20 protein-coding genes are annotated in these 22,069 nt (G+C 72.2%); 8 read left to right on the top strand and 12 right to left on the bottom strand.

The genetic code is table 11. From position 1 onward, the window contains the following. Window positions 1-112: 112 nt before the first annotated feature. The 8 genes from E6W39_RS04400 to E6W39_RS04435 form a co-directional block, all read right to left on the bottom strand. Window positions 113-1,891: an ATP-binding cassette domain-containing protein gene (locus E6W39_RS04400; RefSeq protein ID WP_141632353.1), complete on the bottom strand. Its 1,779-nt coding sequence runs from the start codon at window positions 1,889-1,891 to the stop codon at window positions 113-115. Further along, complete coding sequence (locus E6W39_RS04405) at window positions 1,888-3,633, bottom strand: ABC transporter ATP-binding protein/permease (RefSeq protein WP_141632354.1); 1,746 nt, start codon at window positions 3,631-3,633, stop codon at window positions 1,888-1,890. The genes E6W39_RS04400 and E6W39_RS04405 overlap by 4 nt, the downstream gene beginning before the upstream one ends. Further along, window positions 3,630-4,904: a cytochrome d ubiquinol oxidase subunit II gene (locus tag E6W39_RS04410; RefSeq protein WP_141632355.1), complete on the bottom strand. Its 1,275-nt coding sequence runs from the start codon at window positions 4,902-4,904 to the stop codon at window positions 3,630-3,632. Before E6W39_RS04410 ends, E6W39_RS04405 begins: the two co-directional genes overlap by 4 nt. Continuing rightward, window positions 4,897-6,255, bottom strand: coding sequence for a cytochrome ubiquinol oxidase subunit I (locus E6W39_RS04415; RefSeq protein WP_141632356.1), 1,359 nt, complete (start codon window positions 6,253-6,255; stop codon window positions 4,897-4,899). Before E6W39_RS04415 ends, E6W39_RS04410 begins: the two co-directional genes overlap by 8 nt. Window positions 6,256-6,392: 137 nt before the next feature. Next, the gene (locus tag E6W39_RS04420) at window positions 6,393-7,106 is read right to left on the bottom strand and encodes a YoaK family protein (protein WP_181799095.1); all 714 of its coding nucleotides are present in this window, start codon (window positions 7,104-7,106) and stop codon (window positions 6,393-6,395) included. A gap of 28 nt (window positions 7,107-7,134) precedes the next feature. Further along, window positions 7,135-9,012 (bottom strand): amidohydrolase, encoded by a 1,878-nt coding sequence (locus E6W39_RS04425; protein WP_181799671.1) that lies wholly within the window; start codon window positions 9,010-9,012, stop codon window positions 7,135-7,137. Window positions 9,013-9,085: 73 nt separating this feature from the next. Further along, complete coding sequence (locus tag E6W39_RS04430; protein ID WP_141632358.1) at window positions 9,086-9,721, bottom strand: FMN reductase; 636 nt, start codon at window positions 9,719-9,721, stop codon at window positions 9,086-9,088. Between the two features lie 18 nt (window positions 9,722-9,739). Next, entirely contained in the window at window positions 9,740-10,822 is a 1,083-nt protein-coding gene (locus E6W39_RS04435) for an LLM class flavin-dependent oxidoreductase (protein WP_141632359.1), read from the bottom strand. A gap of 282 nt (window positions 10,823-11,104) precedes the next feature. Here E6W39_RS04435 and E6W39_RS04440 point away from each other — a divergent pair, with 282 nt between their 5' ends. From E6W39_RS04440 to E6W39_RS04455, 4 genes are all read left to right on the top strand, one after another. Continuing rightward, on the top strand, window positions 11,105-11,767 hold the full coding sequence (locus E6W39_RS04440; protein ID WP_141632360.1) for a hydrolase: 663 nt from the start codon (window positions 11,105-11,107) through the stop codon (window positions 11,765-11,767). Window positions 11,768-11,799: 32 nt separating this feature from the next. Then, on the top strand, window positions 11,800-12,282 hold the full coding sequence (locus E6W39_RS04445; protein WP_141632361.1) for a DoxX family protein: 483 nt from the start codon (window positions 11,800-11,802) through the stop codon (window positions 12,280-12,282). Window positions 12,283-12,577: 295 nt separating this feature from the next. After that, a complete protein-coding gene (locus E6W39_RS04450) occupies window positions 12,578-13,219 on the top strand; it encodes an acetate uptake transporter family protein (protein WP_141632362.1) in 642 nt (213 codons plus the stop codon). Between the two features lie 222 nt (window positions 13,220-13,441). Further along, window positions 13,442-14,278 carry an alpha/beta fold hydrolase gene (locus tag E6W39_RS04455; RefSeq protein WP_141632363.1) on the top strand — a complete coding sequence of 279 codons (837 nt, stop codon included), beginning with the start codon at window positions 13,442-13,444 and terminating at the stop codon, window positions 14,276-14,278. 123 nt (window positions 14,279-14,401) lie between these two features. Here E6W39_RS04455 and E6W39_RS04460 read toward each other — a convergent pair whose 3' ends face one another. Next, the gene (locus E6W39_RS04460; RefSeq protein WP_141632364.1) at window positions 14,402-14,977 is read right to left on the bottom strand and encodes a Dps family protein; all 576 of its coding nucleotides are present in this window, start codon (window positions 14,975-14,977) and stop codon (window positions 14,402-14,404) included. 36 nt (window positions 14,978-15,013) lie between these two features. Next, window positions 15,014-15,736, bottom strand: a complete 723-nt coding sequence (locus E6W39_RS04465; protein ID WP_141632365.1) for an alpha/beta fold hydrolase — start codon at window positions 15,734-15,736, stop codon at window positions 15,014-15,016. A 360-nt stretch (window positions 15,737-16,096) separates the two neighbouring features. Between E6W39_RS04465 and E6W39_RS04470 the strand changes: the two genes are divergently transcribed. Both E6W39_RS04470 and E6W39_RS04475 read left to right on the top strand, forming a co-directional pair. After that, window positions 16,097-17,014: a glyoxalase gene (locus E6W39_RS04470; RefSeq protein ID WP_141632366.1), complete on the top strand. Its 918-nt coding sequence runs from the start codon at window positions 16,097-16,099 to the stop codon at window positions 17,012-17,014. Window positions 17,015-17,406: 392 nt separating this feature from the next. Next, window positions 17,407-17,748, top strand: a complete 342-nt coding sequence (locus E6W39_RS04475; protein WP_141632367.1) for a hypothetical protein — start codon at window positions 17,407-17,409, stop codon at window positions 17,746-17,748. Between the two features lie 102 nt (window positions 17,749-17,850). Here the strand turns inward: E6W39_RS04475 and E6W39_RS39075 are convergent, their stop codons facing one another. After that, the gene (locus tag E6W39_RS39075) at window positions 17,851-18,015 is read right to left on the bottom strand and encodes a hypothetical protein (protein ID WP_181799096.1); all 165 of its coding nucleotides are present in this window, start codon (window positions 18,013-18,015) and stop codon (window positions 17,851-17,853) included. Between the two features lie 534 nt (window positions 18,016-18,549). On the opposite strand from E6W39_RS39075, the gene E6W39_RS04480 reads away from it, so the two are divergent. After that, complete coding sequence (locus tag E6W39_RS04480; protein WP_141632368.1) at window positions 18,550-18,999, top strand: hypothetical protein; 450 nt, start codon at window positions 18,550-18,552, stop codon at window positions 18,997-18,999. A 272-nt stretch (window positions 19,000-19,271) separates the two neighbouring features. Here E6W39_RS04480 and E6W39_RS04485 read toward each other — a convergent pair whose 3' ends face one another. Then, a complete protein-coding gene (locus E6W39_RS04485; protein WP_141632369.1) occupies window positions 19,272-19,628 on the bottom strand; it encodes a hypothetical protein in 357 nt (118 codons plus the stop codon). A 164-nt stretch (window positions 19,629-19,792) separates the two neighbouring features. Here E6W39_RS04485 and E6W39_RS04490 point away from each other — a divergent pair, with 164 nt between their 5' ends. Continuing rightward, window positions 19,793-22,069, top strand: a complete 2,277-nt coding sequence (locus E6W39_RS04490; RefSeq protein ID WP_181799097.1) for a helix-turn-helix domain-containing protein — start codon at window positions 19,793-19,795, stop codon at window positions 22,067-22,069.

Below are 22,069 nucleotides of genomic sequence, written 5' to 3' on the forward strand. Positions count from 1 at the left end.
CAGGTGGGTGCGGACCGGCTTCCTCTCCTCACTGTCGTTCGCGAGCCGGGCTGCGGCCACCGGACCGGGATGCCGCCGGGCCGCCGCAGCCCCGGCATCGCCAGACCGTGGATCAGTACCAGGGCGGCGGGTCAGCCCGCACTGAACCGTCGTCCCCGGTGCCGCAGGCCGGCCGAGGAGTCGTCGGGCCGGTCAAGTCGACGGCCACGTCCGGGCGCCACGGGAGCAGCGCGAGGTCCTGCTCCTGCAGGGCGAGGACCAGGGCCGAGTCGGGCAGCGCCCGCCGCAGTTCGCGCAGCAGCGCCTCGGCGGTCGGCCGGTCGAGTCCGGCGGTGGGTTCGTCGAGCAGCAGGATGCGCGGCCGGCGCAGGACGGCGCGGGCGACGGCGAGGCGGCGCCGCTGTCCTTGGGACAGCGCGCGACCACCCTGGCCCACCGGCGTGTCCGGGTGCAGGGCATCGAGTCCGACCACCGCAAGCGCGGCGCGCAACTGCTCGGGGGCGGCGAGCGGTGCGGCCAGGCACAGGTTCGCGGCGACGGTCGCATCGGCGAGCCAGTCGTCGGCCTCGACCAGGGTGAGCACGTCGGCGACGGCCTCGGCGGGCAGGTCCGCGACGGGGGCGGCGCCCAGCCGCACCCGGCCTGCGGCGGCCGGCACCCGGCCGGCCAACTGCCCCAGGAGCGTGGACTTCCCGCTGCCGTTGGGGCCGGTGACCACGACCAGCCGGGGAGCACGGACAGTGAACGTCAGTGGCCGCCCGCCGTTTCCGGCGGGCAGGTCCGCCACCGTGAGCACCGGGCCACCCGGCGTCAGGGCGGGCGGCTGCCGGTCGGCGACGGTCGCATCGGCCAGCCAGCCGTCGGCGACCACCTCGACGGGCAGGTCCACCACCGTGAGCACCGGGCCACCCCGCGTCAGGGCGGGCCGCTGCCGGTCGGCGACGGCTGCGGCGAGCGGGCCGAGGCGCTCGGCCGCGTCCTGGGCGGCGGCCAGCTCCTGGAGCAGTTGCGGAAGGCGGTCCAGCAGCTCCCACGCCGCCGCGAGCAGCAGCACCTCGCCGACGGCGTCGGCCACCGGCTGCGACCAGATGCCTGCCTGCAGGGCGAGCAGCAGGGCGAGCCCCTGGCCGAGGGCGGCGAGCAGCCGCAGGCCCAGGCGTCCCGTGCGCTGCTCGGCCGCCACTGCGGCGGCGGCCGCCTCCTCGCGCTCCAGCGCCGCCGCGACGACCGCGCGGACCTGCGGCACCGCGTCCAGGCAGCGCAGTTCGTTGCGGGCGGCCCGGGCGGCGATCAGGTCCGTCTGTGCGCCGGTCCGCGCAGCGGCGGCGTCGGCGAGGTGCCGCCGGGCCCGGCGGCCGCTGCGGATCGCCCACCAGCCGCCGCCCGCGAACACGGCGAACTCGGCGGCGCCGAGCATCGGGCTCGCCCGCAGCAGCAGCGCCTCCACCAGCACAACGGTGACCGCGCACCCGGCGAGTGGGGCGACGGCCTGGGCCGGCAGGCCGGCCACGGCCTCGACGTCGGTGGTCAGGCGGGCGAGCAGGGTTCCGTCGCGTTGGGCGCGGAGCTCGCGCGCACTCAGTTCGCCGGTGCCCTTCACCAGGCGGCCGCGCAGGGTCACGGTCGTGGCGAGGACGACTCGGTGGCTGACCAACCGTTCGAGGTAGCGCAGCGAGGTGCGCAGCAGGGCGAGGGCGCGGACGGTCCCCGACGGGTACATCCACGACCAGGTCGTGTTGGCCAGCAGCGTCACCACCGCACAGGCCGTCAGGAACCAACCGGACAGGCCCAGCAGGGCCGCCGCGCTCAGTTCCGCCGCCGCGGCCAGTGTGAGGCCGGCGGCCAGGTCGCGGCGGGGCACGGTGTGGCGCAGTAGTCGCCAGGCGTTCAATGAGGCCGTCCCCGGTCCAGGCGGATCGTCCGGTCCGCGAGTGGGAGCAGTGCGGGGCTGTGGGTGGCGAGCAGCACGCTCCGGCCGTGCGTCAGCGTGCGCACGGCCGCCACCACACGAGCCTCCGCCACCGGGTCGAGGTGGGCGGTGGGCTCGTCCAGGCAGAGCAGCGGTGCGTCCCGCAACAAGGCTCGTACCAGGGCGAGTTGCTGGGACTGGCCGGAGGAGAGCCCGCTCCCCCGCTCGCCGACCGCGGTGTCCAGCCCGCCGGGCAGGTCGGAGAGCAGGTCGCCGAAGCCGAGCGTGCCGAAGGCGGCGGCGAGTTCCGCGTCGGTGGCGTCCGGCCGGGCCAGCAGCAGGTTGTCACGGACCGTGCCGGGCAGCAGGTGTGCGGGTTGGCCGACCCAGGCGACCGCGGCGGGTGACGGCGGCTGGGAGGTGCCGTCCCACTCGTGGGTGACGGTTCCGGCGGTCGGTTCGGCGAGTCCCGCCGCGACGGCGAGCAGGGTCGACTTGCCCGCGCCGCTCGGCCCGGTGACGGCGAGGAAGGCACCCGGGGCGAGCTGGAGCCGCACGCCCTCCAAGGCGGGATCCACCCGGCCGGGGTGACGGACCGTCACCCCCTCCAGCTGCACGCCGACCGTGCCGCCGCTGCGTCGGGCCGGCGCGGGCTGGTCCGGGTCCTCGCCCGCGGTGCCGGCGCTGCCGAGGGTCTTCTCGATCAGCTCCGCCGCGGCGCGGGCCTCGGCGCGGGCATGGTAGCCGCGGGCCAGGTCGCGGGCGGGGGCGAAGTAGGCGGGGGTGAGCACCAGCACGAAGAGCGCGGTGGCCAGGCTCATATGGCCTGGTACCAGCGGGAGTTGGAGGTAGTTGAGGAGCGCAAGACCGCAGTAGGTCGCCACCACGGCGAGGCTGCCGGTGATCAGCAGCTCGATCCAGGCGGTGGAGAGGAAGGCGACCCGCAGCACCGTCTGGGTGCGGTGGGCCAGTTCCTCGTCGTCCTCGCGCAGCGAGAGCGCGGCGGCCTCCCGGGCGCCCAGTCCGATCAGCGTGGGCAGTCCGCGCAGCTGGTCGAGCAGGCGGGCGCTGTGGTGGCGCACCGCCGTGAGCTGCGCGTGGACGGCGGCCTGGGTGCCGAGGCCGATGACCTTGAGGTTGGCGGGCAGCAGCGGTGTGGCGGCGACCAGGATCAGTGCCACGAACCAGCCGCGGGTGGCGATGGCCGCCAGGGTCAGGCCGCTGCCCAGCAGCATCGTGGTGCGGGCGGGGACGTACTCGGTGAGCCATTCCGACAGCCGGGCCACCTCGCCGGTCAGGGACTCGGCGAGGGCGGCGTCACCGAGTCCGGTGCGGGTGGGCCCGTGCGCAGGCAGGGTCGCGGCGAGCAGGCGCTCGCGCAGTGCCGCGCGCACCCGGCGGGCGCCGCGCGCGGCAGCCGCGTCGGCGGTGCACAGCAGCACGGACCGGACCGCCAGTCCCGCGAGGACGAGGCCCGCGCCGGGCAGGACGCGTACCGGGATCCGTGCACCGTTCTGGCTGGTGAGCCCGCGCTGGGCGGCCCAGGCCAGGCCTGCCGCCCAGAGCACCGTGCCCAGCGGTGCCAGCCCGCGCAGCAGGCCCGCCCGCCGCAGCTCCCCGCGTCCGGGCTCGGCCCACGCTTGCAGCCGGGCCGACACCTCGTCGTCCTGGCCCCTGGCCCGCTCGTCGCCGAGTTCGGTCAGCAGGGCGGTCGAAGTGCTCACGTCCGAACCCTCGCGGAGTCCGCGTCTTGCGGGTCGAGATCGAAGACCCCGTCCCGCTGGTCGCGCCGGTCGCTGAGGAGCCAGGCGAGCAGGGCCGTCGCCGAGAGGAGGGCGACGCCCACCGGGTCGATCCAGCTGGCGATGCCGCCGAAGACGTCCTGGGACACGGCCGCCAGCCCGATGCCCGGCACGGTGAGCAGCACGCGCCGGGCGACGACCACGAGGCCGCCCGGCTCGGGCCGGGCCTGACGGGCTTCTCGCGCCCGCACCCGCAGCGGGGCGAGCGGCGCCTCGGGGGTTTGGGTGAACTTGCCGCGGAAGGCCCACCACGCGTACGCGTTGTAGGCGAACACCACCGGCATGCACAGTCCCACGCCGACCACCAGGAAGGTCTGCGAGCTGTGCGGACTGGAGGCCTGATGCAGCGTCAGCTCAGGTGGCACGATCACCGGGGCGGTGGCGGCCACCAGTGCCAGCAGACCGCAGACCTGGGCCGCGACCACGCCCGCGAAGGGCCGCCAGTCCGGCCGCCGCCCGAATCCGTGCCAGGCCACGGCCCCCGCGGCCACCGCCCCGGCGACCGCGGTCCAGTACAGCGCCGCGCGCACGGGCTCGTCGAAGCGGAACTTCTCCGGATCGGCGATCTCCAGGCCGAAGCCGAGGATCAGCGCGGCCACGGTGGTGCCCACCAGCAGCGGGCGCCCGGCCCGGCCCGCCCGCTCGCGGGCCGCGCCCTCGGTCTTGTCCTGCAGCCAGGCGGCACCGGCCAGCAGGTACAGCACCACCAGGCCGAGCGCGCACAGCACGCTGTAGGGGGTGAGCCAGTCGAAGGCGCCGCCGCTGAACGAACCGCCGTGCTGCCGCAGGCCGCTGAGCACGCCGCCGAGCACCAGGCCCTGGCAGAGGGTCGCGGCGACCGAGGCCCAGCCGAACAGCAGGGCCCAGCCGCGCCGGTAGCCGGCTGCGGCGCTCTGGAACTCAAGTCCCATGCCGCGCAGGATGATTGCGAGGAGCATGCCGATCAGCGGCAGGTAGACCCCGGGCAGCACGGTCGCGTAGACGCCGGGTAGCCCGGCCCACAGGGCGACGCCGGCCAGCACGAGCCAGCTCTCGTTGGCGTCCCAGGCGGTGGCGATCAGCTCGCCGTGCTCGCGCCGGCCCTCCCCCTTCGCGAACAGGCTGAGCATGCCGACGCCCAGGTCGTAGCCGTCCAGGACGACGTACATGCCGAGCGAGAGCAGGACGAGGGCGTAGGTGGCGTACTCAAGCAACGGGGGCCTCCTTTCCGAGGATCGGCGCCGCGGGCGCCTCTGGGCCGGCCTTGACGGTACGGACGATGTAGCGGACCCAGATGGCCAGCAGGGTCGCGTAGAGGAGCACGAAGGCGGTCAGGGTGGTGGCGGCCTCGGCGGTGGTCAGGTGCGACAGCGCGTCGGCGGTGCGCAGCTTGCCGTAGACCACCCAGGGCTGCCTACCGGTCTCGGCGGTGATCCAGCCGCCGGTGATGGCGATGACGCCGGCGGGTGTCATCCAGACCATCCAGCGCAGGAAGCGGCGGGAGTCGAACAGCCGCCTGCGCAGGCGCAGCACCAGACCCGCGAGGGCGGTGGCGAACATGGCCAGGGCGATGAAGTACATGGCCCGGAAGCCGTAGAAGACGCTCCACATGTTGGGCCGCTCGTCGGGCGGGCTCTGCAGCAGACCGGGCACGTGGGCCTCGCCGGTGAGGTCGTGGCCGATCACCGCGCCCAGGTGCGGGACGGTGATGCGCAGGTCGTTCTTGCCCTGGCCGGTGTCGGGGATGACGACCAGGTTGTATCCGTTGTTGTCGGTCTGCCAGTTCCCCTCGAGCGCTTGCAGTTTGGCGGGCTGGTGCTGGGCCATGAAGCCGGCGGTGGCGTCACCGTAGTAGAACTGGATCGGCATCAGGATGGCGAGCACCCCGAGGGCGATGGACAGGCAGCGGCGGGCGAACGGGAACGCGGCCCGGCGCTGCTTGACCAGGTACCAGGCGGAGATGCCGCCGACGAACCAGCTCGCGCTGATCAGTACGGCCAGCAGCATGTGCGGGAACCGGTAGGTGAAGGCCGGGTTGAGCAGGATCGTCATCCAGTCGCCGGGGTGGAACTGGCCGGCCGTCTCGGTGTAGCCGGCCGGGTCCTGCATCCAGCTGTTGGCGGACAGGATCCAGGTGGTGGACAGCAGGGTGCCGGAGGCGACCATCCAGGAGGCGAGCGCCATGGTGCGCGGTTTGACCCGGCCCTCGCCGTAGAGCATGACGCCGATGAAGCCGGCCTCCAGGAAGAAGGCCGTGATGACCTCCATGCCGATGGTGACCCCGATGACGGGTCCGACGGCGTGGGCGAAGACACCCCAGTTGAGGCCGAACTCGAAGGTCATCACGGTGCCCGCGACGACACCGAGGCCGAAGCCGACCGCGAAGATCTTCTTCCAGAAGCGGAAGATCTGCTGGTAGAGCGGGTTGCCCGTGCGTACGTAGGCGGTCTGCACGACGGCGAGCAGCACGGAGAGGCCGACCGTGAGGGCCGGGAAGGACATGTGGAAGATCGCCGTGATGGCGAACTGCCACCGGGACAGTTCTATGGCGGCCGGTGAGGCCATGAGGTCTCCGGAGGGTGGGCGGAACGGGGTTGGCGCGGCGGGAGCCGGAGGCAGCGGAGCTGAGGCGGCAGCAGCTCACTCCCGGCGGAGCTGAGGCGGCAGCACCTCACTGCCGGTGGACCTGATGAGGCGACACCTCACTCCCGGTAGAGCAGCGCGGTGGCGCCGGCCAGCACCGCGGCGGCCACCAGCGCCCAGGCGGTCTGCCCGTGCAGCACCAGGACCGCGCCGGGGGCCGCGCCGGCCAGCATGGTGGCGACCGCGAGGACCCTGCGCCGCTGGCGCGGCGCGGTGCCGCCGGCCAGGCGGGAGTCGGCCGCCAGGCCGGTCAGGGTGAGGGTGAGCACGGTGGTGGTGAGGTCCGGCACGCCGAGGCCGCGCACGGTGCCGTTGCGGATGCCCATCGCCACGGCCACCAGGGCGATCACGGCGTACCGCGCGGATCCGTTCGCGCTCCAGGCGAAGACGACGGCGGCGGACACCGCGAGCAGTGCGATCTCCAGGGCCAGGGCCGTGCGCACCCGGCGGTCGCGCCGCGTGTCGGCGTTCCGCGCCACCAGGCGGCCGGCCAGGACCGCGCCGAGCAGGAAGGCGGCGAGTGAGGTCAGCGAGCCCGTGACGGAGAACCCGGGTGCTCCGGCCAGGGCGAAGGCGATGACGACGACGTTGCCGGTCATGTTCGCCGTGAAGACATGGCCGAGGCCGAGGTAGCTCACGGCGTCGATCAGGCCGCTGACCGCGGTGAGGGCGAACAGGGCCAGCGCCAGCGGATGGCGGTCGTGGACCTGTGGCCCGGGAACCGGCGACTGCGGTCGGGCGGCGGTTCCGGGATCGTCTGCGGGCGTGGTCACGGTGTGTCCTCTACGAGTTGACGTTCCATCAGAAGAAGCACGGGTCCAGCGGCGCTGCACTCTGACCGGGGACGGCGAGGCCGCGGGCTTCGCGCCAGGCGAGCTGCTCGCCGGAGGCCGCGGCGGCCTCCACCACCCGATCGGCCTGCCGGACGCCGGCCAGGCTGGGCGCGGGGGTGGCGTGGTAGCCGCCGAACCGCGTGACCGGGCTCCAGGACGGCGCCACCGCGGGCAGCTCGGGGGCCAGCCCCTGGTGCTCCTGGGCGCCGTGGACGATCCGGCCGCCGACCACGGTGAGGACCGACTCGATGTGCGGGATGTCCGGCTCCGGCACGGTGAAGTAGTCGGCGCTGAGCACCGCGAGGTCCGCGTAACTCCCCACGGTCAGACGTCCCTTGACGTCATCCTCGCCGGTGAGGCGGGCGCCGCCCAGGGTGTAGAGCTCCAGGGCCTGCTCGCGGCTGAGCCGGTTGTGCTCGGCTGCCAGGCGCCGCCCACTGATCGCGCGGCCGGAGACCAGCCAGTGCAGCGCGACCCAGGGGTTGTAGGAGGAGACCCGGGTGGCGTCGGTGCCCCCCGCGACGGTGAGGCCGCGGTCCAGCATGGCGCGCAGCGGCGGCGCCTCGGCGGCGGCCGGGGCGCCGTAGCGCGAGACGAATGCCTCGCCCTGGAAGGACATCCGGTTCTGCACCGAGACGGCGCCGCCCAGGGCCGCGATCCGGTCGAGGCTGTCCGGGCTCACCGTCTCCGCGTGGTCGAAGAGCCAGCGGTTGCCGTGCGGGAAGAGGCCGTCGGCGGCGAGCTTCTCGAAGACGGCGAGGTCGCGGCGGATGGTCTCGTCGTAGCTGGCGTGCAGCCGAAAGCCCCAGCCGTGCTCCATGAGCAGGCGGACGGCCTTCTCGAACTCGCTCTCGTAGGCGCCCAATTGCGGTCGCGGTTCGGTGAAGTTCTCGAAGTCGGCCGCCGCCCAGGTGAGGTTCTCCCCGGCGCCGTTGAGGCGCAGCCAGGCGTCGCCGTCGCCGGGGCGCACGGTTGCGACCCAGCGGGCGAGGTCGTCCAGTTCCTGTCCGGCGGTCTGCGGGAAGAGGTGGTAGGCGATCCGCAGCGTCAACTGCCCTTGCCGGGCCAGCTCCATGACGGTGGCGTAGTTCTCCGGGAAGCTCTGGAACCCGCCGGCGGCGTCGATCGCGGAGGTGAGGCCGAAGCGGTTCAGCTCGCGCAGGAAGTGCCGGGTGGAGCCGGCCTGGTGGGCCTCGTCCAGCATCGGCGCCTTGGCCAGGGTGGAGTAGAGCAGCAGCGCGCCGGGCGCGGCGATCAGCAGGCCCGTCGGTTCGCCGTCGTGGCCGCGGACGATCTGCCCACCGCGCGGGTTCGGGGTGTCACGGGTGAATCCGGCGGCCCGCAGCGCGGCCCGGTTCAGCAGCGCCGACTGGTAGAGGTGCAGCACGAAGACGGGGGTGTCGGGCGCCGCGGCGTTGAGTTCGTCCAGGGTGGGCAGCCGCCGTTCGGCGAACTGGTCGGCGGACCAGCCGCCGACCACCCGCACCCACTGGCCGGGCGGGGTGGCTTCCGCCTGGACCCGGAGCATGGCGAGCGCCTGACGCAGCGTCGGCACACCGTCCCAGCGCAGCTCCAGCACGTAGTTGAGGCCGCCGCGGATGACGTGCAGGTGCGCGTCGTTGAGTCCGGGGACGGCCCGGCGGCCGAGCGCGTCGACCACCCGGGTGTCCGGGCCGACCAGCGGGACGACGTCCGCGTCGGCACCGACCGCCGTGATCAGTCCGTCCCGGACGGCCACGGCACTCGCATGCGGACGGCGCGGGTCATTGGTGTGCACCTTGGCGTTGCGGACGACCAGGTCGGCGGGCTGGTCCGGGGCACCGGGACGGATCCCGGCAACGGGCATGCTGGACAACGGAGTTCCCCTTCGGGCGATGGCAGCTGACGGGTTGGCGTGGGTGGTCGACGTGGATGCCGGGTCAGTGAGGGCTGAGCGCGGCGGGCGGCGGGGTGAACGGCAGCGCCGGGCTGGCGGCGGGCCGTGGAGCCGCGGCGGCCGCGAGGGCCAGCGCCGCGAGTTCTCCGCCGGCCCGCTCGATCCGCACCGGCAGGGTGTCGGTGAGGGCGTCGCCGGTCCCGCCCCAGTCCTCGGCGGCCGCGAAGACCGCGGTCGGGGCGATGAGAGCGCGCTGGTAGGCGAAGAGCGGGCGCATCGCGTGCTCGAGGGCCAGGGAGTGGCGCGCGGTGCCGCCCGTGGCGGCGATCAGCACCGGCGTGCCCGTCAGTGCTCCGGGGTCGAGCAGGTCGAAGAACGACTTGAACAGGCCGCTGTAGGAGGCCGAGAAGATCGGCGACACGGCGATGAGCGCGTCGGCCGTGCTCACCTCCTCCAGCGCACTGGCCAGTGCGGGCGCGGGAAAGCCGGTGACCAGGTGGTTCGCGATGGGGGTGGCCAGCGGGCGCAACTCGTGTAGCTGCAACCGGACTTCGCGGCCGGCCCGGGTGAGGTGCGCGGTGCTGGCGTCGGCGAGCCGGTCGGCGAGCAGGCGGGTGGAGGAGGGCTGGCTGAGCCCGGCCGAGACCACGGCCAGGGTGATCGGAGAGGTCGTTTCCATGGTGGAGCTCCGTCGGGGTCAGGAGGCGGCGGGGGTGCGGTCCCGGAGCGCGGCGTGGGTGGGTGCGTCGGGCACGGTCGCGGGCCGGCCGGCGGCGAACTCCTTGCGGAGCACGGGCACCACCTCCTCGCCGAGGATGTCGAGCTGCTCCAGCACGGTCTTCAGCGGCAGGCCGGCGTGGTCCATCAGGAACAGTTGGCGCTGGTAGTCCCCGACCAACTCGCGGAAGCCCAGCGTGCGTTCGATGACCTGCTGGGGACTGCCCACGGTCAGCGGCGTCTGCTCCGTGAACTCCTCCAGTGAGGGTCCGTGGCCGTAGACCGGCGCGTTGTCGAAGTACGGACGGAACTCGCGGACCGCGTCCTGGGAGTTGCGGCGCATGAAGACCTGCCCGCCCAGCCCGACGATCGCCTGCTCCGGCGTCCCGTGGCCGTGGTGGGCGAAGCGGGTGCGGTACAGCTCGACCATCCGCCGGGTGTGCTCCTGCGGCCAGAAGATGTTGTTGTGGAAGAAGCCGTCGCCGTAGTAGGCGGCTTGTTCGGCGATCTCCGGGGACCGGATCGAGCCGTGCCAGACGAAGGGCGGCACGCCGTCCAGCGGGCGCGGGACGGCGGTGAAGGACTGCAGCGGGGTGCGGAAGCGGCCCTCCCAGTCCACCACGTCCTCGCGCCACAACCGGTGCAGCAGCCCGTAGTTCTCCACCGCGAGTGGGATGCCCTGGCGGATGTCCTGGCCGAACCACGGGTAGACCGGGCCGGTGTTGCCGCGCCCGAGCATCAGGTCGACCCGACCGTCGGCGACGTGCTGCAGCATCGCGAAGTCCTCGGCGATCTTCACCGGGTCGCTGGTGGTGATCAGGGTGGTCGCGGTCGAGAGGACGATCCGCTCGGTCCGCGCGGCGATCCAGCCGAGCATGGTGGTGGGCGAGGACGGCACGAACGGTGGGTTGTGGTGCTCGCCGGTGGCGAAGACGTCGAGTCCCACCTCCTCGGCCTTGAGCGCGATGGCCAGGATGGCCTTGATCCGCTCGTGCTCGGACGGCTCCCGTCCCGTGGTGGGGTCGACCGTCACGTCGCCGACGCTGAATATCCCGAACTGCAAGGGGTGCCGCCTCTCCGTCTTCAGAACAGCCCGATGGGGCCGCCGCGGCGAGCCTAGGCAGCCGCCTGCACCCGGAGTGCTTTCGCAGCGCATCGTCGGTTGCCCCACAGCGCACAGTGCAAGCGGCTGACCTGGGGTTCCTCGTCGGTGCAGTGTCGGAACAGTCCAGGGCACGGAGCGAGCAGCCACGTCGGGTGGCGCGCACTAGCGTCGTCGAACGTGGCGCCCCGACGGCCTTCCGGGGCACCTGACTCAGCTCAACTACCCAATGGGAGAGGAACCATGGTGGACTTCGCCAACGTCCAGGCCGCCCCCAGCCCCGACCTGCTCACGCCCGACAACTCGATGATGCTGTTCGTCGACCACCAGCCGCAGATGTTCTTCGGCACCGGCAGCGGAGACCGCACCTCCATCATCAACTCGACCGTCGGCCTGGCGAAGGCCGCGAAGATCTTCGACGTGCCGGTGGTGTTGTCCACCGTGGCGGCGGAGTCCTTCTCCGGGCCGATCCTCCCGCAGCTGCGGGACGTCTTCCCCGACCACGGGATCGTCGACCGGACCAGCATGAACGCCTGGGAGGACGAGGCGCTGGTCGAGGCGGTCAAGGCCACCGGCCGTAGCAAGATCATCCTCTCTGGCCTGTGGACCGAGGTCTGCCTGGTCCTGCCGGCGCTGTCGGCGCTCCAGCAGGGCTACGAGGTGTACGTGGTCGCCGACGCCTCCGGTGGCGTCAGCCCGCGGGCCCATGAGCACGCCCTGCAGCGCATGACCGCCGCCGGCGCCGTGCCGGTCACCTGGCTCCAGGTGCTGCTGGAGCTCCAGCGCGACTGGGCCCGCACCGAGACCTACGTCCAGGTGACCGACCTGGTCAAGGAGCACGGCGGCGCCTACGGCATGGGCGTCGTCTACGCCCAGTCCATGATCGACCCGCACGCCGCCGGCTGACGGGCCGTCACCGAACAGATCCGGAGCCCATCATGAACACGGGTCTACTCCTGCTGCGGGTGGTCGCCGGCCTGCTGATCGCCGGCCATGGCGTCCAGAAGGTCAGCTTCCGCCTCGGCGGCAGCGGACTGGCCGGCGGCACCGCGGAGTTCCGCGGCGACGGCTTCCGCGGCGGGCAGCTCACCGCACTCGCCGCGGGCGGCACCCAGATCGGCGCCGGCCTGATGCTGGCGCTCGGCCTGCTCACTCCGCTGGCCGGCGCGGGTGTGATGGGCGTGATGACCGTCGCCCTCACCGTCAAGTGGCCGCACGGGCTGTGGGTGCAGCACGACGGGTACGAGTACCCCCTCGTGCTGATCGTCACCGGTGCGGCGCTGGCCGCCACCGGCCCCGGCCAGTGGTCGCTCGACGGCGCCCTGGGCCTGGCGCACTGGCCGCTGTGGTGGCTGCCGGTGGCAGTGGTCGCCGGCGTCGGCGGCGGCCTGGCCACGCGGCTCGCCCTGCACCGAGCCTGACCGCGGGCACCCCCCTGATCGCGCGGGCCCCGAGGCACCTCCCTGCCTCGGGGCCCGCGCCATGACAGCCTCCTGGCGATCTTCCGGCACTCCGGAAGGAGCATCGGGAGGCAGGCGGCCACGCTGCTCGTGGCCGATCCCACGACGCGATACCCCAAGAGCAGGAAGCGAGACGGTGGTGGCAGTGAGGGAAGATGCGCCCACGCGCGAACCGAGCCCGGCGGAGGCCGAACGCCAGACACCCACGAGCTCGGATCCGGCCCCCGGGCCCGAACCCGAGCCGGACGTGCACTCCATGACACGGATCACCCTGCGGCCCATCGCCTCGCCCTTGCCACTGGGCTTCTACACCGTGGCCATCGCCTCCGCCGTCACCAGCAGCCTGCAGCTCGGCCTGATCGACAGCGCGGACCGGCAGGCCGTGGCGCTCACGGTCTTCCCCGCCTTCGTGCTCCAACTGCTGGTCAGCGTCCTCGCTTTCGGCGCCCGGGACGTGATCGCGGCAACACTGATGGCCGGCTTCGCAGGCGCCTGGCTGGCCAACGGACTGGTCACGGCGACGGATGCCCGCGGCGGTGCGCAGGTGCTGGGCGTGTTGAACCTGGTGTTCACGGTCTTCTCGGCGCTGATGGCCTCGGTGGCGAGGCCGAAGAAGGCGCTGTGGCTGCTCCTGCTGATCGCCGTGCCCCGCTATCTCGCCGCCGGCCTCTTCGGCGTCTCGGGCGCGGCCTGGCTGGGCCACACCGCCGGAGCGCTCGGCATGGTCCTGGCGGTGGTTGCGATGTACGCGGGCTACGCGCTGATGCTGGAGGAGCTGCAGGGCAGGGAGATCCTGCCGATCGGGCGCAGCGGTCCCGCGCACCACGCCATGCACGCGGGGCTGGCCAGCCAGCTGCGCCGGCTGGAGCGGCAGGCGGGGGTGCGCCGGACCCTTTAGCCGGTGCCCCGCCCGACCACCGGAATTCCATGACGTGCTGTGCGACCACTCGGCCGTGCGCGTACCCCGCCCCGGGTACGCGCACGGCCGAGTCGCGATCGGCGGGCCCTCCCGTAGCGCTCTCGGACGACAGGCAGTGCTCCCAGAGGCAACCAGCCTCCGTCCACCGACCGTAACGTCTGACCCATCGCAGCCACATGCTGCTCGAAAGGAAGAAATCCCATGCCGTTCATCACCGTTGGCCAGGAGAACTCCACCTCCATCGACCTCTACTACGAGGACCACGGCTCCGGGCAGCCGGTCGTCCTCATCCACGGGTTCCCTCTGAACGGGCACTCCTGGGAGCGGCAGAGCGCCGCGCTGCTCGACGCCGGCTACCGGGTGATCACCTACGACCGCCGCGGCTTCGGCCAGTCCTCGCAGCCGACCACCGGCTACGACTACGACACCTTCGCCGCCGATCTCAACACCGTGCTGGAGACGCTCGACGTCCAGAACGCCGTGCTGGTCGGCTTCTCCATGGGCACCGGCGAGGTCGCCCGGTACGTGTCCGCCCACGGCTCCGCCCGGGTCGCCAAGGTCGCCTTCCTGGCCTCCCTGGAGCCCTGCTTGCTGAAGAGCGACGACAACCCGGACGGGGTCGCCCCGAAGGAGTTCTTCGACGGCATCGTCGCGGCGGTGAAGGCCGACCGCTACGCCTACTACCGCGACTTCTTCCAGGACTTCTACAACCTCGACGAGAACCTGGGGACCAGGATCAGCGAGGAGGCCGTCCGCAACAGTTGGAACGTCGCGGCCGGCGGGGGCGCCTACGCCGCCTCGGCCGCGCCGTCCACCTGGTACACCGACTTCCGGGACGACATCCCGCGCATCGACGTGCCGGCCCTGATCCTGCACGGGACCGGCGACCGCATCCTGCCCGTCGACAACACCGGCCGGCCGTTCCACCGGGCACTGCCCTCCGCCGAGTACGTGGAGATCGAGGGCGCCCCGCACGGCCTCCTGTGGACCCACGCCGAGGAGGTCAACGAGGCCCTGCTGTCCTTCCTGGCGAAGTGACCCTGCGCGGCTGCGGCGACCGACCTCGCCGCAGCCGCGTACCTCGCCGTCACGGCACGAAGCCTCCGGCCCTCGCATTCCGCAGGATGCGAGGGCCGGAGGCTTCGTGCCGTCAGGCGGCGGTCAGGCGCGGACCAGCGGCGTGTCCACCAGGTGCTCGGCCAGGAACCAGGCCTGCTGCTCCCCCGTGCGGATCACCTGGGAGACCAGCAGGTCGTTGGTCCCGTCGTCCCCCAGCTCGGCGACCCGGGCGGCCGCGTCATGGGCGTCGATGAGGATCGTCTCGTGGGCCTCCAGCAGCCGCGACAGCATGGCCGGCACCTCCTCGACACCGTTCGGCGGCCGCTTCACGGAGGTGAGTTCGGCGACGTGGCGGGGGTCGCCCACCGCCACTCCGCCCAGGCTCTGGACCCGCTCCGCTAGGGCGTCGACCAGCGCCAACTGCTCCTCGGCGTGCTTGTCCAGCACCAGGTGCAACTGGTAGAAGGTCGCGCCGCGGACCAGCCAGTGGTGCTTCTTGTAGAGCCCGTACAGGATCTGGGTGTCCGCCAGCACCCGGTTGAGCCGCTGGCAGGCGTACATGCGGGCGTCGTGCGTCAGGCCGAGCGGGAACAGCTTCACCGTCCCGAACTCCTGGATGACCTCGCCCTTCTGGTGCAGCCAGGGCTGGCCGCCGCCCACGGTGGGTTGTGCGCTCATGTTCCTCGTCCTTTCGTTGGTGTGTGTTGGGCCGGGTCAGCCGACCGCGCGAACTGCCTCGACGATCAGGTCCGCGACGAACTTCGGCCGGGACACCGCCACGGCGTGCGAGGCCCCGTCGGCCTCGACGACGGTCGCGCCCGCCCGCCGTGCGCCGAACCGCTCCACCTCGGGATTGATCGCGTTGTCCGCACCGGCCACCAGCGCCCACGAGCGCTTGCTCCGCCAGGCTGCTGCCGCGGCCGGCTCGGTGAAGGCCGCGGCGGCGAGCGGACGCTGCGCCACCGCCAGCACCCTGGTCACCTCTTCGGGGACGTCGGCGGCGAAGACCGAGGGGAACGCCTCGGGCACCACCGAGACCTCGACCGCCGAGCCGCCCCCGTCCACGGGGTACGTCGCGGTCCGCAGGCTCGACGCGAGCGGGGAGTCGGGGAAGCGCCCCTGCAGCTCGCCGAGGCTCTCGCCCTCCTCCAGTGCGTAGGCGGCGATGTACACCAGCCCGACGACGTTCTCGGCCGTGCCGGCAACGGTGATGACCGCGCCGCCGTAGGAGTGGCCGACCAGCACGACCGGCCCGTCGATCCCGGCCACCACGGAGGCGGTGTACGCGGCGTCGCTCGCCAGACCGCGCAGCGGGTTGGGCGGCGCCACCACGGGCACGCCGTGGCCCTGGAGTTCGGCGATGACACCGGCCCAACTGGAGGCGTCGGCGAAGGCGCCGTGGACCAGAACGACCGTGGGAGGGCTGTTCGACGTCACAGGGGGTCCTTTCTTGTGCGCTCGCGGAGCGCACTGCGGATCGGAATGCGGATCGGAATGCGCCGACCGTAGGGCGGTTCGGCCGGTGTCTGTTGTCCATCGACGCACCGCGCTCGGCCCCGCAGCGCATCGCTTGACGGCACGCCGCCCCGGTGCACTGCCGGAACGGAGGCGGTGCGCTGCGGGCCAAGTACGGACGGGTGAGCCGCCTACCGTCCTGTCAGGTAGTCGAGCGGGCGGGTCCCGTCGGCTCCGCACCGGGCCCATGGCACCGGTCAACCCTCCGACCAGCAGCAGACCCGCGCCCGCTGCCCGGCTACAGCGGCCACCGGGCGTGAACGACGACCGGGAGGTCCCCCCATGACGAAGGGCTTCGCTCGACGGGCGATCCCGTTGGTGGCCGCGATCGCCGCACTGACGGCGATCCCCACCGCCTCGATGGCCCAGGCCAGCACGACGCCGGACTCGCACCGGCAGCTCGCCGTCGGGCCGCAGTACGACACCACCCATGTGTACGTCGCGCCGGGCACCGAGCAGGCGTTCGCGGCCAGTTGGGTGGCCACCTTCGGCGGCAGCACGCTCGGGCCGGTCGCCACCCAGGTGACCCCGACGCCCAGCAGGACGATGTCCGAGCTGGTGCTGTCCCCGGTGGGCACGCTGTCGCTCTTCGACTACACCACGCCCGTCCCGTACCCGTTCGGCACCGAGCGCACCGGCTGGCTGGTCACCGACCTCGACCGGGCCGTCCGGACCGCCAAGGCCGACGGCGCGGGCGTCACCGTGTCGCCGTTCGCCGACCCGATCGGCCGGGACACCATCGTCCAGTTCCCCGGCGGGATCAGCGCTCAGCTCTACGTGCACACCACCGCGCCGTCCTACCCCGCGCTGGCCAGCGTGCCGGAGAACCGGCTCTACCTGTCGCCGGACGCGGTCGGCGACTTCCTGCACAGCTACCTGCGCTTCACCGGCGGCCGGATCGTTTCCGACGACCGCCACGCCGACGGCGCCGCGATCGGCCTGCCCGGCACGACGTACCGCCTGCTGCACCTCACCTCGGGCTTCGGTGCCACGACGATCACGGTGACGGACGGCCACCTGCCCTACCCGTTCGGCCGGGACCTGACCGGCTACGGCGTGTCCGACCTGGGCGCCACCCTGGCCAAGGCGAAGGCCGCCGGCGCCTCGGTGCTGTGGGGGCCGGTCTCGGTGGGCAACCGGGACAGCGCGATGGTGCAGTTCCCGGGCGGCTACATCGCGGAGCTCCACGCCGACCGGTGACAGGGGCGAAGGCGCGGGTGGACCCTGGCGGGAAGCTTCCAGCCAGGGCCCACCCTCGTCTTGACGTAGCCTCAGATCGCGCCGTCGGAGATGCGAAGTTTGGCCATGTTTCCCAGTTCTCAACCCACTCGAGTGTTGCGATTCCCATTCGACCCCCAGTGGACCCAGTTCGTCCCCGTTCGGTGGCAAACCACGATCGGTGGTGATGGACCGTCACATTCGGTCGACAGTCCGGCGGTCAGCGGGATCGATCTTGCGGAGGGCTGTCCCGAGCCCACATAATGACTCCCGGCTTCAGCCAGATTTTCAGATCATCCAGGGGGAAGATAGTGCTCGCCAAGCGCATTGCCGCCGTTGCCGGTACGTTGTCACTCGCTGCTGGTGGCTTCCTGATGGGGACTGCGGCGCCTGCCAGCGCCTCGGACCCGGCCTCCATCTGCGGACCCGGCTACTACAATGTTTGGACCGACAATCTCCCCGCATCCACCGTCTACGTCGAATTCAACGGCTCGACGGACTGCGCGGTGAACATCAAGACCCAGAACATCGGCACCCCGAGCGCGGTCAGCGTCTACATCATGGGGCCGAACGGCGCCTCCCCCAACAACGGTGAGGACTACGGTAAGTACTCCTACTACGCCGGCCCGGTGTACGCGTACGCTCCGCACTCGTGCATAACCTGGGGCGCGGGCGATGGCTACATCAACCGGGACTACTCGGGGCTCTGCGGCTAGCACTCTCACGGGCCGACTCCAGGGGTGGGTCCCGACACCTCCTCCCGGTCGCTCAAGGGGGCCTGATCAGGCCCAAGAACACACCAACGTGGTGGAACGCGGCTACGCTACGCCGCCGCGTTCCACCACGTTCCACGGCGTCCACGGGCATCTGGCGATCCCGGTCGCGCAGAAGCTGGACGGGTACAGCGTGGTGCCGTGGATGCGCCGGCAGCGCTGGACCGGGCGCCCGTCCGCCGAGCAGGTGGCGAAGAACGCGCCGACCACCTGTTCATGGTCAATGAATCGCCTTCCGTGTGGCCGAGTTGGCCCTTGCTGGACGCATGCCACGCGATCTCGGCAGCGGCGCCGGGCCGACCCGGGCACTCGACGATGCCGTCGCCGCGCGGGATGACGTCAGGTTCGCGCCGGACCAGGGACAGGAACCCGTGGACACTGCGCTGTGCTGGCATGCCGTCAGCCCAGGCGGCGGCCAGGGTGTCCGCGACGGTCCGGAGTGAATCTCCGACAATTGCGCCATCAGGCAATGACAAGGTCAAGCCTGGTCATTGGGAGCATCTCTGACTGGTCGTCACTGTTGGTAGACGGATTGTCAGGTGGGCCGGACGATCTTGACGGTCGAAATCATTGGCTGACAGTATGATCACTCATTACGACTGCCAAGCTGTTCCTGTTCGAACAGCCAATCCTGCCAGGCATGTTGTCCTTTTGCGCACCGCAGCGGGCCGCCGGAGCGGCGGCCCGTCGTGCGCCTGGCGAGCACGGGGGGTTGTTGGTGGCAGCAAGCTCGATGGAGGAAGCATGAAGCTCATGAACAAGCTCGGTCGCACCGCGGCCTCGCTGGCCGTGGTGGCCGCCGCCACGACCGGTGTGACCGTCTCCGGCGTCGGCACGGCCAGCGCCGGCGCCTACGGCTGCGCCGGCAGCGAGGTGTCCGGTTCGCCCCGCGCCTTCTACGGCGAGGGTGACTACCTGAACACCGTTGTGGCCTACGTCCACACCTACTGGGACGGCACCAACAACTGCGAGGTCGCGGTCAAGCAGGTCTTCGCCGGCCAGTCGACCCGGACGGCCATCACCCTCTACACGAACTGGGGCGAGAAGACCGACTCCGACTACTACTCCTGGTACGCCGGGCCCGTGGTCGTCAAGGGCGTGGGTTCCTGCGTCTGGGAAGAGGTCGACATGTGGGATGACAACGGCCGGGAGATCGCCCAGTCGTTCAACGGCGACAAGCACAACTGCGGCTGACCCAGCGCGACTCGCAGCGGCGCCCCCGGGCGCCGGAGCAGGAGGGGCAGCCCTCGCTCCCGCGCTCGTCGGGGTGCCTTTCCGCGTGGCTCCGACTCGATTCCCGAGGCACCGGCGAGCTCAACGCACCCGGCACAGCTTCGGCTTGCGCGCCCGGCGTACACATCGGGCCGCCCGCACCCGGCTGTTCCTGCCTGAAGTTCCACCCTGCGGTTGGATACCGCAGGGTGCAGCTTCAGCCGGCAGCCGGCCCGCCGGTCGGGGGGTGCCCCCTACTCGGCGTCGAAGTTCTGGAGCTGGGCCTGCGCGTCGTCCAGGGTGGTCTGCGGAACCCCGATCAGCACCTGCGGGGAGCCGATGTCCCCGCTGGGGCAGAAGCGGGCGTCCTTGACGGGAACCTTCACGAGCAAGGCTTCCTCGCTGCGGGCTATGACGAGGAGAGAGCCGGTCGTGCAGCTCGCATCGGGAGCTATCGGCGGAGAGGAAAGCCAGGTGACGGGCTGGAAGACCTCGCCTCCCGCCTCCAGTACCGTTCCGTGCGCCTTGTCGGCGGAGAACGTTCCATCACCCAGGACGCCGGTGGTGAGGCGGAGATGACGCTTGCTCAAAGTGTGCTCCCAGTCGACCATTTAGGTGATCCACTCGGTAGAGCGGCTCACTTACTAAAATGTCGCCGGGGCTCGGTTGTGTTGCACCCCAGCCGAACTTTTTCCCGGTCCGGGCAGCCGGTGGCCCGCCCGCCCACTGACGTCCCATCCCCCCTTGTAGGATGATGTTTCAACTACCAGGGAGAATGATGGACCCGCAGGAGCCCCAAGCGTTCGGGCCGCTGCTCCGCGCACACCGGCACACGGCCGATCTGACCCTGGAGGAGCTGTCCGAGCACTCGGGCGTCAGCGGGCGCGCCATCGGCGACATGGAGCGCGGCCACAGCCGCGGTCCGCAGCCCCGCACGGTCGCCGCGCTCGCCGAGGCCCTTGCCCTGTCCTCCGAGGACACCGCGGCGCTGCTCGCCGCCGCCCGCTCGGGCCGTCGCCGGCAGCGTCCGGTCGCCGCCCGCCCATGTGAACTCCCCTCCCCGGTTCCGGATTTCACCGGGCGCGAGGCAGAGGTCGACTGGCTCGGCCGAGCCATCGCCAACCCGCGGCTGCCCCGGGTGTCGATCGTCTCCGGAGCACCCGGCCTGGGCAAGACCGCGCTGGTCCTGCACGCCGGCGAACGTCTGACCGAGCGGTTCGCCGACGGCTGCCTCTTCCTTGACCTGCGCGGTCTGGACTCCGAACCGCTCACCCCCCACGAGGCCCTCGGCCGCCTACTCCGGGCCCTGGGCCTGCGCGAACGCGACCTCCCGACCGAGACGGACGAGCGACAGGCGCTCTACCGCCGCCTCCTCAAGGACCAGGACGTCCTCGTCGTCCTCGACAACGCCGCTCATGAGGGCCAGTTGCGCGCACTGCTGCCGGGCCCCGGACACGGCACCGTCTGGGTCACCAGCCGCCGCACCCTCACCGGGATCGAACATGCCCGGCGCCTGGTCCTGAAGCCCCTGCCCGCCGCGGCCGCCACCACCCTGCTCGGGGCGATCCTCGCGCTGCGCGATGACGAACCGCAGGACGGGTCGGCCGCGGCCGATCCGTCGGCGCTGGCGCGGATCGCCGACCTGTGCGGGAATCTGCCGCTGGCGCTGCGCATCGCGGGCAACCGGCTGCTGAGCCGCCCCGCCTGGAGTGCGCGCAGTCTCGCCGACCGCCTCGGCGACGAGGAGCTGCGCCTTGGGCGCCTCGCCGCCGGAGACCTGCGCATCCGGTCGGCCTTCCAGCTCTCCTACGAGCAACTCGCCAAGCCCACCCGGCGGTTGTTCCGCCGACTCGCGCTCGTGCCGGGCCCCGACTTCGATGCCGGGCTGGGCTCGGCCCTCACCGGCCTCGCGCGCGGACCCGTCGAGGAGATGCTCGACGAGCTGCTGGAACTCGGCCTGCTCAGCACCACCACCGCCGACCGGATGCTGTTCCACGACCTCATCCGCCTCTTCGCCCGGGAGCGCCTGGACGAGGAGGAGTCCCCGCAGGACCGCCGGGCCGCGGAGACCGCCATGCACAGCTGGCTGCTCCACAGCGCCGAGGCCGGCGGCTGCTGCTTCCAGCCGGAAGGCCCGTGCAGCGACCCCGTGTTCGACACGCCCCGGGCCGCCCAGGCGTGGCTGGAAGCCGAGAGTGCCAACTGGCTCGCCGCCCTGCGGACGGCGGCCGAGGACGGTCGCCACACCGAGGTGGTGCGCGTCGCCGAGTCCATGCACTGGTTCTCCGACCGCTGGATGTACTGGGGGCACTGGCACGAGGTGTTCGGCCTGTCCCGGGCGGCCGCGCACGCGCTCGGCGACCGGGCACTGGAGGCGGCCCACGCGAGCTACCTCGCCTGGGCGCAGTACTACTGCATGAACCGCCCCCACGAGGCACTCGCCATCGCCGAGGAGGCCATCGAGTTGGCCCACTTGGGCGGCGACCGCCTCCAGGAGGCATGGGCGGCCTTCTACGCGGCCGCGGCCGCCGTCGGGCTCCGCAGGCTCAGCGCGGCGATCGACTTGGCGCGGCGATCGGCGGAGCTGTTCGCCGCGGCCGGCGACCGCGAGGGACGCCCACAGGCACTGCTGGCGCTGGCCGGTGCCGAGTACTACCAGGGCGAGGCCACGGCCGCGGTCGCCACCCTGGACACTGTGATCGGGCTGCTCACCGACCCGGCCACCGCCCCCGCCACGCCCCACATCGTCGACTTCACCATGGCCAACGCGCTTTCCCAGAAGGCCGAGTCACTGCTCGCCCTGGACCGTCCCGATGACGCGGAGCGGGCCTACTCCGACGCCCGCAGCTTGGGCACGCGGCTCGGGGTTCCCATGCTGCAGGCCATCGCCGCGCTCGGCCAGGCCCGGGCCCTGAACGCCCTGGGGGACCGGGAGCGGGCGCTCGCGACCGTCCGCGAGGCGATCGCACTCGCCGAGGCCGCCGGCGACACCGCCCGGAAGACGGAAGCCGTCGAGCTGCTGGGCAACTGGACGGGCACGCCTGCTGGTTGA

It is taken from the genome of Kitasatospora acidiphila (genome assembly GCF_006636205.1).
GTDB classification, from domain to species: domain Bacteria; phylum Actinomycetota; class Actinomycetes; order Streptomycetales; family Streptomycetaceae; genus Kitasatospora; species Kitasatospora acidiphila.

Coding starts and splice junctions, on each gene's coding strand:
- E6W39_RS04440 (WP_141632360.1), top strand. CDS start 11,105: ATGGTGGACTTCGCCAACGTCCAGGCCGCCCCCAGCCCCGACCTGCTC.
- E6W39_RS04450 (WP_141632362.1), top strand. CDS start 12,578: ATGACACGGATCACCCTGCGGCCCATCGCCTCGCCCTTGCCACTGGGC.
- E6W39_RS04490 (WP_181799097.1), top strand. CDS start 19,793: ATGATGGACCCGCAGGAGCCCCAAGCGTTCGGGCCGCTGCTCCGCGCA.
- E6W39_RS04475 (WP_141632367.1), top strand. CDS start 17,407: ATGGGGACTGCGGCGCCTGCCAGCGCCTCGGACCCGGCCTCCATCTGC.
- E6W39_RS04445 (WP_141632361.1), top strand. CDS start 11,800: ATGAACACGGGTCTACTCCTGCTGCGGGTGGTCGCCGGCCTGCTGATC.
- E6W39_RS04460 (WP_141632364.1), bottom strand. CDS start 14,977: ATGAGCGCACAACCCACCGTGGGCGGCGGCCAGCCCTGGCTGCACCAG.
- E6W39_RS04470 (WP_141632366.1), top strand. CDS start 16,097: ATGACGAAGGGCTTCGCTCGACGGGCGATCCCGTTGGTGGCCGCGATC.
- E6W39_RS04485 (WP_141632369.1), bottom strand. CDS start 19,628: ATGGTCGACTGGGAGCACACTTTGAGCAAGCGTCATCTCCGCCTCACC.
- E6W39_RS04425 (WP_181799671.1), bottom strand. CDS start 9,012: ATGCCCGTTGCCGGGATCCGTCCCGGTGCCCCGGACCAGCCCGCCGAC.
- E6W39_RS04415 (WP_141632356.1), bottom strand. CDS start 6,255: ATGGCCTCACCGGCCGCCATAGAACTGTCCCGGTGGCAGTTCGCCATC.
- E6W39_RS04455 (WP_141632363.1), top strand. CDS start 13,442: ATGCCGTTCATCACCGTTGGCCAGGAGAACTCCACCTCCATCGACCTC.
- E6W39_RS04430 (WP_141632358.1), bottom strand. CDS start 9,721: ATGGAAACGACCTCTCCGATCACCCTGGCCGTGGTCTCGGCCGGGCTC.
- E6W39_RS04480 (WP_141632368.1), top strand. CDS start 18,550: ATGAAGCTCATGAACAAGCTCGGTCGCACCGCGGCCTCGCTGGCCGTG.